The organism is Affinundibacterium baiyunense, assembly GCF_018139645.1.
GTDB lineage: Bacteria > Pseudomonadota > Gammaproteobacteria > Burkholderiales > Burkholderiaceae_D > Undibacterium > Undibacterium baiyunense.
In genome coordinates this window covers 466,279-479,044 of the sequence record NZ_JAGSPM010000002.1, presented here as the reverse complement: position 1 = coordinate 479,044, position 12,766 = coordinate 466,279, and the positions used below count along the sequence as shown (strand labels likewise).

Annotated in this window: 8 protein-coding genes; 3 read left to right on the top strand and 5 right to left on the bottom strand. The window is 44.1% G+C overall.

The window, feature by feature from the left end:
* The first annotated feature begins 526 nt into the window (after window positions 1-526).
* Entirely contained in the window at window positions 527-796 is a 270-nt protein-coding gene (locus KDM92_RS05255) for a hypothetical protein (protein ID WP_212683330.1), read from the top strand.
* Between the two features lie 151 nt (window positions 797-947).
* On the opposite strand, the gene KDM92_RS05250 is transcribed toward KDM92_RS05255, so the two are convergent.
* The 3 genes from KDM92_RS05250 to metH are packed head-to-tail and all read right to left on the bottom strand — an operon-like array spanning window position 948 to window position 5,422.
* On the bottom strand, window positions 948-1,202 hold the full coding sequence (locus tag KDM92_RS05250; RefSeq protein WP_212683329.1) for a hypothetical protein: 255 nt from the start codon (window positions 1,200-1,202) through the stop codon (window positions 948-950).
* A gap of 23 nt (window positions 1,203-1,225) precedes the next feature.
* Window positions 1,226-1,642 (bottom strand): hypothetical protein, encoded by a 417-nt coding sequence (locus tag KDM92_RS05245; protein WP_212683328.1) that lies wholly within the window; start codon window positions 1,640-1,642, stop codon window positions 1,226-1,228.
* Between the two features lie 30 nt (window positions 1,643-1,672).
* A complete protein-coding gene (gene metH, locus KDM92_RS05240; RefSeq protein ID WP_212683327.1) occupies window positions 1,673-5,422 on the bottom strand; it encodes a methionine synthase in 3,750 nt (1,249 codons plus the stop codon).
* Window positions 5,423-5,941: 519 nt separating this feature from the next.
* On the opposite strand from metH, the gene KDM92_RS05235 reads away from it, so the two are divergent.
* The gene (locus KDM92_RS05235) at window positions 5,942-9,196 is read left to right on the top strand and encodes a DUF4214 domain-containing protein (protein ID WP_212683326.1); all 3,255 of its coding nucleotides are present in this window, start codon (window positions 5,942-5,944) and stop codon (window positions 9,194-9,196) included.
* A 714-nt stretch (window positions 9,197-9,910) separates the two neighbouring features.
* Here the strand turns inward: KDM92_RS05235 and KDM92_RS05230 are convergent.
* Together KDM92_RS05230 and KDM92_RS05225 are read right to left on the bottom strand one after the other, a co-directional pair.
* Complete coding sequence (locus tag KDM92_RS05230; RefSeq protein ID WP_212683325.1) at window positions 9,911-10,867, bottom strand: TerC family protein; 957 nt, start codon at window positions 10,865-10,867, stop codon at window positions 9,911-9,913.
* A gap of 88 nt (window positions 10,868-10,955) precedes the next feature.
* Window positions 10,956-11,642, bottom strand: coding sequence for a Bax inhibitor-1/YccA family protein (locus KDM92_RS05225; protein WP_212683324.1), 687 nt, complete (start codon window positions 11,640-11,642; stop codon window positions 10,956-10,958).
* Window positions 11,643-11,788: 146 nt separating this feature from the next.
* Here KDM92_RS05225 and nhaR point away from each other — a divergent pair, with 146 nt between their 5' ends.
* Complete coding sequence (gene nhaR, locus KDM92_RS05220) at window positions 11,789-12,754, top strand: transcriptional activator NhaR (protein WP_212683323.1); 966 nt, start codon at window positions 11,789-11,791, stop codon at window positions 12,752-12,754.
* Window positions 12,755-12,766 lie beyond the last annotated feature (12 nt).

Sequence of the window (12,766 nt, the reverse complement as noted above, 5' to 3'; positions counted from 1 at the left end):
CAGTATTTTTGTATTCTTGTTCTTAAATGGCGACCGCGCATTCTTTGCGTATCTAGGTCGGGTGTGGCCCGACAGCCAATTACCTTTTTTGCTTCGCCAAAAAAGGTAATCCAAAAAAGGCGACCGTAGACTCGCCCCTTCGGGGTGCTTACGCTACGCTTCAGCATAATTTGTGCATGTCAAAAAATGGGGTGTTGCGAAAACTCGCTACGCTCAAACATTCGCAACCCTGATCCCATTTTCTGCCAGTCACAAATTACATCGTCTCAAACGGGGGTAGGTCAAAGTCAAAAGCCACTTCAAAAACAAAGTAAAAAAACAACGATCATCAACGGCTAATGAAAAAATCAGAGCCTGTAGATAATGTAGCCCTTTCAGCTATATCTAACTCTATGTATCGTCATTCCCGCGTAGGCGGGAATCTAGCGGCGTAACAACTTAACGTCACTGGATCCCTGCCTACACAGGGATGACGCCTCGATTTTTCTAGCCTAGTTTAACGCCAAGATGGTCGATACTGTTTGTTTTGCTGTTGCTGTTGCTGTTGCTGTTGCCTTTGACTTTGCTTTTTGTTTTTGACCTTCACCCACTTCTGACACTGCCAATTGTGCAGGACAGAAAATGGATAAAGAAAGCTTCGTTGTTTGAGCCGCAGGCGAGTTTCGAAGCTTTCCCATTTTTTGTCTTGCACAATTGGGAAGCCGAAGGCCAGTGGCAGCGTGGTCGCCTTTCTTTGCTCACTTTCTTTGGCGAAGCAAAGAAAGTGAGTGGCTGTCGGGCCACACCCGACCTGTGAACGATGAGTTTGTGTGAAGGTGAATACAGAAGAGAAAAATGCAGTGCCTCGTTAGCGAGAAGTGGAGCAAGCGATATACGTGATTTAAGCTGTGAGCGGTGGGTTACGCTGCCGCTAACCCACCCTACGAAAATATTGCGACTTACCAAGTTTAGAATATTTTTTCGATCAAACGATCCAACTCTTTTAGAACGTCAATTACTTGCTGACCATTCGAGTCATGAATTTTTTCTAAAAAAGCTAGGACATTTTTTTGGGGAAAAGAATTAAAGGCTTCAAATTGAGGGGCATTTAACTCACCGTCAAATGTAATTTTGACGAGTCGTTGATGTTTTGCAGTATTTGTTAATTCCTTTAAATAATTAAAATTGTGATCTCCACAGATTTTATTCAAGGCATCGCTCAAAGTACTGGAATGGGCAGAACTTTTCAGACTCCTCTTGGCAAATTCAAATTTCGAAATTCATTGTTTTCTGGGTTGTAATCTAATGCCAAACAAATCACATACGAAAGCATATCAATCACTGCATGCTTGCTCTGAATAAAGGCGTAGATATTCGCAGCAATATCGCTACAAACATTTGGGCTACTATAGAATTCTTCGATTTCCTCGGATGTTCTTGCACCAATACGTATTTGAAGAGCCATCTGATTAACCTGATGAATCTCATCTTGATCCTTCAATAAATCAATGATTTGACTAAAATGGTAGTGTAGAAAAAGGTTACGCTGATTGATTGAGCTAATACACTCGCCAATTTCCGAGGCAATCTCAGATCCACGAAGTTTTTCAACATTGAATCTTAGTTTGTCATCTGACCAAGTAGTCGATTTTTGTTTTTTCATACGGTAGAGGAAGTAAAACTCTCAAAAAAATCACAAATTCGGCGCCAACCACCGCTCAACATCCTCCTTAGCAACCCCACGCCGAGCAGCCATATCCTCAACCTGATCCTCAGCAATCTTCCCAACACTAAAATACTTAGACTCAGGATGCGCAAAGTAGAAGCCCGACACCGCAGCACCCGGTATCATTGCCCATGACTCGGTAATGAACATGTCGATTTCTTCGCACTGCATTTGCTTGAACATATCGGTCTTCACCGTATGTTCAGGGCAAGCTGGATAACCAGGTGCAGGGCGGATACCGGAGTAGGATTCTTTGATCAACTCTTCATTGCTCAATACTTCGTCGGAAGCATAACCCCACAAATCTTTACGCACACGTTCGTGCAAATATTCAGCGAAAGCTTCTGCCAAACGATCTGCTAAGGATTTGAGCATGATGCTACTGTAATCATCGTGCGCGTCTTCGAAGCGTTTTTCGTGCTTCTCTATGCCTAAACCTGCGGTGACCGCGAACATGCCTATGTAGTCGGCGATACCGCTATCTTTTGGCGCGATGAAATCACTCAAGCATTGGTTAGGACGTTGGATGCCATCGATGATCGCTTTTTCGGTTTGTTGGCGCGTGCCGTAGTAAGTGAAAGCGACTTCTTGGCGTGTTTCATCGGTGTAGATTTCGATGTCGTCATCATTCACCGTATTCGCTGGTAACAGCGAGATCACGCCGTTGGCAGTGAGCCAGCGGCCTTCGATGATTTTTTTCAGCATCGCTTGGCCTTCGGCATACACTTTGCTCGCCGCTTCACCAACCACTTCGTCTTTCAGAATCGCTGGGAAAGGGCCTGCTAAATCCCAAGTTTGGAAGAATGGACCCCAATCGATGTAATTGGCAATCGTCGCTAAGTCCACGTTTTTGAATACACGGCGACCAATAAATTTTGGACGAACTGGCGCTTTGTCACCAGTGAAAGCTAGCTTCATTTTATTCGCACGTGCTTGCGCCAAACTCACCATCGGTGTCGCTTTTTTGTTCGCATGCAAAATGCGTACACGTTCGTAATCGGTGCCGAGTTCGGCGATGTATTGCTCGCGCGTTTCTGGCGTTAATAAGGATTGCGCCACCGATACAGAGCGTGAGGCATCTGCTACGTACACCACTGGGCCTTCGTAATTCGGCGCGATCTTCACCGCCGTATGGGCGCGGCTAGTAGTTGCACCACCGATCAATAAAGGAATCTTCATCATGCGGAAATGCGGATCACGTTGCATCTCTTTGGCGACGTAAGCCATCTCTTCTAAGGATGGTGTGATCAAACCTGAGAGACCAATGATGTCGGCATTTTCTGCTTTGGCTTTTGCCAAAATTTCTGAGCAAGGCACCATCACGCCCATGTTGACGACTTCAAAATTATTACATTGCAACACCACCGTGACGATGTTTTTGCCAATGTCGTGCACGTCGCCTTTGACGGTAGCGATGACGATTTTTCCTTTCGGTTTATTATCGCCGCTACGTTTCTTTTCTTCTTCAATAAAAGGCACCAAATGCGCTACCGCTTGTTTCATCACGCGTGCCGATTTCACCACTTGCGGCAAGAACATTTTTCCTTGGCCGAACAAATCACCAACGATATTCATACCCGCCATCAGCGGGCCTTCGATCACTTGAATCGGGCGACCGCCTGCATTCATCACATTCACGCGCGCTTCTTCGGTGTCTTCGACGATCCAATTAGTGATGCCGTGCACCATCGCGTGTGCCAAACGTTTTTCAACCGATTCATTACGCCATTCGAGTGTGGCTTCTTCTTTTTTGCCACCGGCTTTTAAGGTCGCCGCGAATTCAATCATGCGCTCGGTGGCGTCTTCTCTGCGGTTCAAGACCACGTCTTCCACGCGTTCGCGCAATTCTGCATCGAGTTCGCTATACACGTCTATCATGCCGGCATTGACGATGCCCATGGTCATGCCGGCTTGAATCGCGTGGTACAAGAATACGGTGTGGATGGCTTCGCGCGCAGGGTCATTGCCACGGAAAGAGAAACTCACATTCGACACGCCGCCACTGATTTTGGCGCCTGGCAGATTTTGATGTATCCAGCGAGTCGCTTCGATGAAGTCGACTGCGTAGTTATTGTGTTCTTCAATCCCCGTCGCCACCGCGAAAATATTCGGATCAAAAATAATATCGTAAGGGTCAAACGCACATTCATTCACCAGCAAATCGTAAGCGCGTTTACAGATTTCTATCTTACGTTCGTAAGTATCAGCCTGGCCTTTTTCATCAAAGGCCATGACAATCACCGCCGCACCATAACGCTTACAGAGTTTGGCGTGATGCAGGAATTGTGCTTCGCCTTCCTTCATGGAAATCGAGTTGACGATGGCTTTGCCTTGTACGCATTTCAGACCCGCTTCGATCACTTCCCATTTGGAAGAATCGATCATCAAAGGGACACGAGCGATATCAGGTTCAGACGCAATCAAATTCAAGAAGCGCGTCATCGCTGCTTGCGAATCGAGCATCGCTTCATCCATATTGATGTCGATAATCTGCGCACCGTTTTCGACTTGCTGACGTGCCACCGCTAAGGCTTCGTCGTATTGTTCATTCAAAATCAAACGCGCAAATGCCTTTGAGCCAGTGACGTTGGTGCGCTCGCCGACGTTTACGAACAAAGATTGCGCATCAATCGTGAATGGCTCTAAGCCTGACAAGCGCATCGCTGGTTCGATAGTCGGAATAATGCGTGGCGTTTGTGTTGCGAGGATATCGGCAATCGCTTTGATGTGGCCAGGGGTGGTACCGCAGCAGCCACCAGCGATATTGATGAAACCCGCTTCGGCAAATTCTTTCAACAAAGCGGAAGTATCGGCTGGCAATTCATCAAAGCCGGTATCGCTCATAGGATTCGGCAGACCTGCGTTCGGATAAATACAAACGAAGGTATCCGCAATCTTGGACAACTCTTCGGCATACGGGCGCATCAAAGCGGCACCAAGCGCACAGTTCAGACCGATGGTCAAAGGTTTCGCATGACGCACAGAATTCCAGAAAGCGGGTACGGTTTGGCCGGACAAAATACGCCCGGATGCATCAGTCACGGTGCCAGAAATCATAATCGGCCAGGTCTTACCGCTTTCTTCAAAATACTGATCAATTGCAAACAAGGCGGCTTTGCAATTTAAGGTATCGAAAATCGTTTCAACCAACAGCACATCGGCACCACCATCGATCAAGCCACGTACTTGCTCGTGATAGGCGGCGACCAATTGATCAAAAGTGACATTACGCGCGGCGGGATCGTTGACATCGGGAGAAATCGAAGCAGTTTTTGGCGTAGGCCCGAGTGCGCCAGCGACAAAGCGCGGCTTATCCGCACTCGAATATTTATCACATGCAGCACGCGCAATTTTTGCCGACGCCACATTCATCTCATACGCCAGATGCGCCATATGGTAATCGTCTTGCGCGACCGTGGTAGCACCAAAGGTATTGGTTTCGATCAAATCCGCACCGGCTGCCAAATACTGTTCGTGAATTTCTTGAATCACGTGTGGCTGCGTCAATGACAGCAATTCATTATTGCCTTTAACGAACAACTCACGAATCCCTTCTGGGCCAGTAAAGTCTTTAAAGCGCTCGCCGCGGTAATCGGCTTCGGTCAATTTATAGCGCTGTATCATCGTTCCCATCGCACCATCAAGAATCAGGATACGTTGCTGGAGTAGTTCGCGCAGACGCGCTTCGGTGGCGGAAGATTTCAGAACGGTGGACATAATGTGTGGATGATGAACGCTAAAAACAAAAAACCCGATCGGGCTGACAATAGCGGATCGGGTAAGAAGTGGGCGATTTGGTAAAAGATTACTACCTTTAGCTGCACTTATTACGCGCCCGCAATCTGAGTCTCAAATCGGCGCAGGAAAACAAAGATAATATTATACGTCAATTCATATGACGGAATATGGAACACGTCACCAACCAAACACTTTTGCTCATCACTAGTCCCCCTCGCAAAAAAAATCAATATCACATATTTAACTACTAGCAAGCCTAGAATAATTAAATAAAAAATTAATCTATTCAAATACGGACTCCATCCGCCGTCGATCATCGAATGTTGAAATAAGGAAAAATTTATTTCTATTCAATGGTTATTTGGATATAATCGACCAAGAAGTGCAAATAAAGAATCTAAATTTGCTCACCAGATTACCATTACCTCTCTTTTACATCGTGTATACAAAAGTGAATGTTGAATGGATTGATGTAATTTCTTGAAGGAAGTTGGACACATGGGTCTTAACGCTAGTTTTGTGCAAAAAATTTACATTGCCTATTTTGGCCGTCCAGCGGACGTAGCAGGTTTGGCTTATTGGGAGGAGCAACTTGATAAGAAAATCATTTCCATTGAGAAACTTGCTGAGTCCTTTAGTTTGCAAACTGAATATCAGAATATTTATAGAGGAAAAAACTCAAAGGAAGTTCTTTCCGACATGTACCGAAATCTATTTGGACGTGAGGCGGATGTTCCTGGTCTTAACTATTGGTCCAAGGAAGTTGAAATTGGCAATATTAATATAGGCTTGGCGGCACTTGCCCTCGTGAACGGAACAACTCCCGGAAGCACCGATGAGAAGACCATTTCAAATAAATTACAGTATGCCATCGATTTTACGCAAGGGTTACGCTCAACACCTGACATAACAAACCTTTACAAGGATCCACAAGCATTTATCCAAGTTCGCGAAAACCTAAAAAAAATTAACAGTGACTCTGCAAGCGTAACATCAACAATCCCTGTTTTAAAAGCCAAAATCGATATTCCGGCTGCAGTATCTGGAATTAATTGGAGTGAAGCGCAACAACCCATCAAAGTAAATATCGACTTAACCAGTCTACTCGTGATGCCTGGCTATAAAATTGAAGTTTTAAAAAATAACTCGCCTTTTAGCAATGCTGTCACTTATACATTGACCGAAACAGACATCAAAAACAAAAAACTATCCATCGTTATCCCAGCAAATGCGGGCTGGGGTCCCGATGGGATTCAAACGCTTGCTGTACAGATAAGTGACCTCGCGGGACAAAAAGGGGAAATTGGAATTGGTACAAACGTAATGATTGATACGATTGTTCCAAATTTGCCGAGCAAAGGCTTTTTGACCACAAGTAAAGCGCTCTCAGGAACTAGTGGTGGCGACTATTTTGTAAGTAATTTGAAGTTCGATATTTCACCTTCATCACAGAATGGCAATCAAGCGATACTTAAAATTGGCGATCGAATAGTGAGTAGTCAGAACGTAGTTCAAAATGCCGCAACAAGCTTAGACTTCATATTTGACTACGCACTTGGTAAACAACTCTATGAAGCTTATTCAATTAATAAAAATTTAATTTTTACAATTATTGATCCTGCAGGTAATCAACAGCAGATCAATCTGTCCAGCGGTGCCATTCCGTTAGAGCAGCTGTCAGCAACTATCACGCCACCATCAAATATCAAAGTTATACCAATTGGCGGTATACTCCAAGAAAATGCTGTTAACTCAACTAATATTAACCTTAAATTTAGCGCCGAAATCGATGGAGCGTCTTTTTCTGGTGGGAAGGCGACTCTAAAATTAAGTGGGCGAGAAATCGCATCAGACTTAGAGATTCTAGCATCGGACAAGACAGTTGATTTTGACCTTAGAACTACATCGAATGCGGCGCTTACAGCGATTCTTCAAACAGGCGGCGATTTATCGGTTTCAGTGATCAACCAAAACAATATCGAGATCAGCACAACGCAAAGTGTTGTGCTTAGAGTCGATAGCTCACCCCCTACGCCAACTGCTATTCTCACGCCACCAAACAACATCCAAATATTACCAATAGGTGGAACACTGGTACCCAATACGCTAAATTCTAGCAATACTGGACTCAAAGTAAGCGCCAATATCACACCAGGCACTGCTGTTGGTGGTGTAGCAGCTTTACGCATTGGAAATATTGTTATCGACACTGACACTACAATCAATGCGTCAGACAATATCGTTACTTTCTCCATAGCTGGTGATTCTTCTTCCCTACTTCAGAAGACAATCAAAGCTGGTGGCACTATCACAGTAAGTTTAAGTGATATCAACGGCAAAACCGTTACAAGTACCAACAATCCAGAATTACATGTGAAATATGACGATCTTTCATCTGAGCCCACAAGTGTAAGTGGGAAAATAAATGCGTTCGAACTATTCGCAATAAGGTCAGTCAATTCGCAATTTCCAAGCTGGGACCAACTCGCAGTGCAATTGAAAGCGGTGGTTCCTCCTTTGCCCAGCAATGTCGCGAGTGCTTCGCTACTTCTCGGTGGTAGAAGTATCGCAACCGACACTAATGTATTGAAAGGAGATGAGCGCTTAGATTTTCAGTTCGCATCAGTGAATAAAAACCAATTTGGGTACGCAGGTTTCAAAATAGTATTCTTTGACGTCAACATGAAAGAACTAGCATCCAGCCCAGATTTACGTAGCCAATGGGGAGAAAGTAGGTATATGGTAACTCACATAGGTCCCCCAGAAGCATCTGGAGTAACTTTAACGGCGGTTGGTGGAAATGTTGTTTCTAATAAATTCAATGCCTCAAATACTGGGATTTATGCTGAAGCGACCATCGCGGCTCAAGAACTCATTGGTGGGAAAGTTGAATTGCGAACTACTGGTGGCGACAAGCTGTTAGCATCGGTAAACATCACCAAAGATAGCGGAAATCTTGTCAAATTTGATTTAGCTAATTTAGGTGCGAGCGGATTAAAGTCAGCCATCTCAAGCGACACTGGTTTTACAATTAGAGTTGTAGATAAAGACGGTAGCTTTTCACCAACTAACAGCCCTATCTTTAATGCTGATTATCTACCCCCAAATTCCGCCATTAAATTAAATATTGTCGACAGCGGGCAAAATAAAAGTTTGGAGGCTTCGATCACAGCGGGACAGATTCAAGGCGGGAAAGCAATCCTCACTGTCAACGGAATTAATATTGCAAGCGACCTCACCATCGGCGCAAATGACGGGCTAGTAAGCTTTGCATTAAGTCCAAATGACAGCCTAAACATTTCGAACTACATCAGCGCAGGAAATGCTCAAATAAGTCTATATGACCTAGCTGGAAATCTAACCTCGACAAATCTTCAGACTTTGCCAGTTACAGTTAATGCTAATCCTGACCGCGACATTTCTCCACCAAGCGCGGCTGTCAGCAATGCATTAACCATCATAAATAATGGACAATACACCTTCGAGTTCGGTACAAAAGCAATCCTTAAATTTAATGAACCAACATCAAAACAAATAAATCTGACTAACTTGCATATCGTCCCAACCGGCGGTACTTACATTTCAAATCCTAACTTTGGTGTGGGTGCAACTGGGATCTGGAATGCGGCAGGGGACGAATTCACTATAACTTTAGGATCTAGTTCCACTGTCATGTTAGGATCAAGTACCATTATTGTGGTTGGTGTCCAAGACCTTTCCGGAAATAGCGCAGATGTGTATTTCAACCGATAACTACGCATTCTGGGTGACATTAATGTTTGTTGTCACTCAATAAATTCGCTTTTAACCGATTTGCCGCCAGTCCAATCTCAAAGAATACTGAAGAACGCTCTTAAAATTCGTTAGCGCTCTTCAGTAACAAATATTAATAAATAATTAAAGCAAATTCAAATGCTGAAATTAGAAGATGAAATATCTAGCTTAGGTATAAAGTGTTTCGCCGTGGCGAACTAAAATAAATTGCAAAAAAAACATACCGTTCTATGCAAAATTTCTTAAATGTTCACCTCAGTCAAAATTACTTATCCAAACACTCGTCTTTGACTAATCAACAGCTACTCGTTAGGTGTACCTTAAAACAACAATACATGGATCATTGATACCCCATTCAACTAGGTTCGATGTTTCGTTATTTTTCATAACTAGAGACTTATATAGTAAAACAGAATTTTTGGCGAGCCTAAAACCAAGTACGGTATACAAAGCTGCAATGGAAGCACATCACTCAAAAACTTTAATGGCGGTTCCTTAAAAAATCCGAATACAATAAAAAAATAGGCGTATGCTAAATTAGCCATACGCCTTAAGGAGGGAACTGGTTTGAACTAGCTGATATCGATTTTGTTTATCAAGCTAACTAGTTCTAAAAATACTGTCTTTGTATTACGCCACTCAATTCCCGCTTTCGCGGGAATAAGTGATTAGGCTAACCAAGTATTCGAATAATTAATTCGCTTTCTTACGCGTTGCGATCAAACTTGCGACCACAGAACTAATCAAGATCGTGCCAATGACGGTTAATGAAATCGTCGTTGGTACGTGTATCCATTTCACGATCAACATCTTCACGCCAACAAACATCAACACTAAAGCAAGACCAAATTTCAATAAGTGGAAGCGATCTGCCATATCAGCGAGCAAGAAATACAAAGCACGCAAACCCATAATCGCAAAGATATTCGATGTGAATACGATAAACGGATCGGTTGTTACCGCAAAAATCGCAGGGATAGAGTCCACCGCAAACACCACATCAGAGATCTCAATCAGAATCAGTACTAACAATAAAGGTGTGAAAACACGCTTACCGTTTTGAATGATGCTGAATTTTTCTTCGTGATACTCCTTCGTGAACGGCAGCATTTTCTTCGCAAATTTCAGTACCGGATTCGCTTCTAAGTCTGGTTCTTTTTCCGATGCAACCATCATGCGTAAGCCTGTAATCACCAAGAAAATACCGAAGATGTACAGTACCCAAGCAAATTGCGAGACTACCCAGCTACCTGCCAAAATCATGATGACACGCATCACAATCGCACCCAACACGCCGTACAACAAGACTTTACGTTGATATTGTTCAGGCACGGCGAAGTGACCAAAGATCATTAAGAACACGAATACGTTATCGACTGACAGGGATTTCTCAATCACATAACCGGTCAAGAACTCCATCGACTTGGTCATCGCAATCGTTTCACCGACGATATCTTTGAGATAAAAATACATCCCAACATTAAACAGTAAGGCTAAGGCAACCCACACGATGGACCAGGATGCTGCCTCTTTCACGCTAACTTTGTGCGACTTGGAACCACCAAGCGCAAAAATATCCAAAGCCAGCATACTGAGTACGAAGACAATAAATGCCACCCACATCCAGGGCTGAGCAACTGTTTCTAACATAAAATTCTTTCGATCAGAGAGAGTGGTGGGATAAAGCCTATCCCACCAGAATTACTTGAATAGGAAGATAAGATTCGTGATTGACGAATTATTCTTTTTCCATAAATCCTAAGATTTGCAACAAGCTAGTGAACAAGTTAAAAATCGTGATGTACAAGCTGACTGTTGCCATGATGTAGTTCGTCTCACCACCGCGCACAATATTGCTTGTTTCGAACAAGATCATACCGGACATCAACAAAACGAATGCGGCAGAGACGGCGATCGATAAGGCAGGAACTTCAAAGAAGATCGCACCTAAGCCAGCCACGAATGCAACCAACACACCAACCGCCAAGAAGCCACCCATGAAACTGAAATCGCGCTTGCTAATTAACACATAAGCAGACAAGCCCATGAAGATCACAGCAGTCAAACCCATCGCGCTCATCACGATGCCACTACCGCTTGGCATGCCTAAGTAACGGGTAATGATTGGACCTAAAGTCAAACCCATAAAGCCAGTCAAAGCAAACACAGATGCAATACCCCAAGCACTGTTACGTAACTTAGTAGTCAAAAATAACAAGCCAAAATAGCCAAGCAAAGTGACGATAATGCCCATACTTGGCAAAGCGAAAGCGATACTAATGCCAGCAGTAATTGCGGAAAACAATAAAGTCATAGACAGCAACATATAAGTGTTGCGCAGTACTTTATGTCCGCTGATCGCGCTACTATCTACATAATCGACTGTTTGCGCATCGCGCATCGTGCTACGGTCTAAGATACTCATGGTTCTCTCCTAAAAACTGTTTTAACTTTTATCCCTATTTGGGTGACGCAAGTGTAGGCCAGTGCATTTATAAAGAAAAGTCGAATATAATTTCTATATAAATCGAAAAAACCGATGTATCTAAAAAATCCTTCAAAGGCTCAGGCATGGCACATTTAAATTACAAGCATTTGTATTATTTTTGGATGGTCGCCAAAACCGGCAGTATTGCGCGTGCCAGCGAGCAACTGCACGTAACGCCACAAACGATTAGCGGTCAACTCAGTTTGTTTGAAGATTTACAGGGCGAAGCTCTATTTGAAAAAGCTGGGCGCAATTTAGAACTAACCGAAGCGGGTCGTCTAGTTTTAGCCTATGCCGAAGAAATCTTCTTATTAGGGCAAGAATTGGAACAAGTGCTCAGACATCATCCCACTGAGCGCACAGTGCAATTACGGGTCGGTGTATCTGATGCGGTGGCAAAAGCCGTCGCTTACAAGTTACTCGCGCCCGCCCTCAGCTTGCCGCAAACCTTAAGGATTAATTGTCGAGAAGGCAAACTCGACGACTTATTGGCAGAACTTGCACGTCATAAGCTCGATATTGTGATCACCGATACGCCGATGCCACCAAGCGCAAATGTGCGTGGCTTTAATCATCCGCTAGGCGAATGCGGTCTAAGTTTTTTTGCCACGCGCGGTTTACGCGAACAATACCCCCAGCCATTTCCCACATGTCTTGATGGTGCGCCGATTTTATTGCCAGGTGAAGATTCGGCATTGCGTTCACGTTTGATGCATTGGTTCGAGACACAAGGCGTACGCCCACGCATTGCAGGTGAGTTTGACGATAGTGCTTTGATGAGTGCGTTTGGCGAAGCTGGTGTCGGCTTTTTTGCAAAACCGAGCGCCATCGCTGATATGGTGATGCGTCAATATGATTTGGAACTGGTTGGCACTACTGAGGACATCACCGAGCAGTTTTATGCGATCTCAGTACAACGCAAGATCACCCATCCTGCAGTTTTGGCGATTAGTCAGGCAAAACCTTTAACCACGTTTGGATCTGATACTAGTCACGCAACTTCGACAGCAAACAAATCTTTCATCGGCAAAAAGAACACAAAAAGATAGCGATCAGCTTGT

Bases quoted from the DNA above. Each gene is read 5' to 3' on its own strand.
- KDM92_RS05245 (WP_212683328.1), bottom strand. From the start codon at position 1,642: ATGAAAAAACAAAAATCGACTACTTGGTCAGATGACAAACTAAGATTC.
- metH (WP_212683327.1), bottom strand. From the start codon at position 5,422: ATGTCCACCGTTCTGAAATCTTCCGCCACCGAAGCGCGTCTGCGCGAA.
- KDM92_RS05235 (WP_212683326.1), top strand. From the start codon at position 5,942: ATGGGTCTTAACGCTAGTTTTGTGCAAAAAATTTACATTGCCTATTTT.
- KDM92_RS05230 (WP_212683325.1), bottom strand. From the start codon at position 10,867: ATGTTAGAAACAGTTGCTCAGCCCTGGATGTGGGTGGCATTTATTGTC.
- KDM92_RS05225 (WP_212683324.1), bottom strand. From the start codon at position 11,642: ATGAGTATCTTAGACCGTAGCACGATGCGCGATGCGCAAACAGTCGAT.
- nhaR (WP_212683323.1), top strand. From the start codon at position 11,789: ATGGCACATTTAAATTACAAGCATTTGTATTATTTTTGGATGGTCGCC.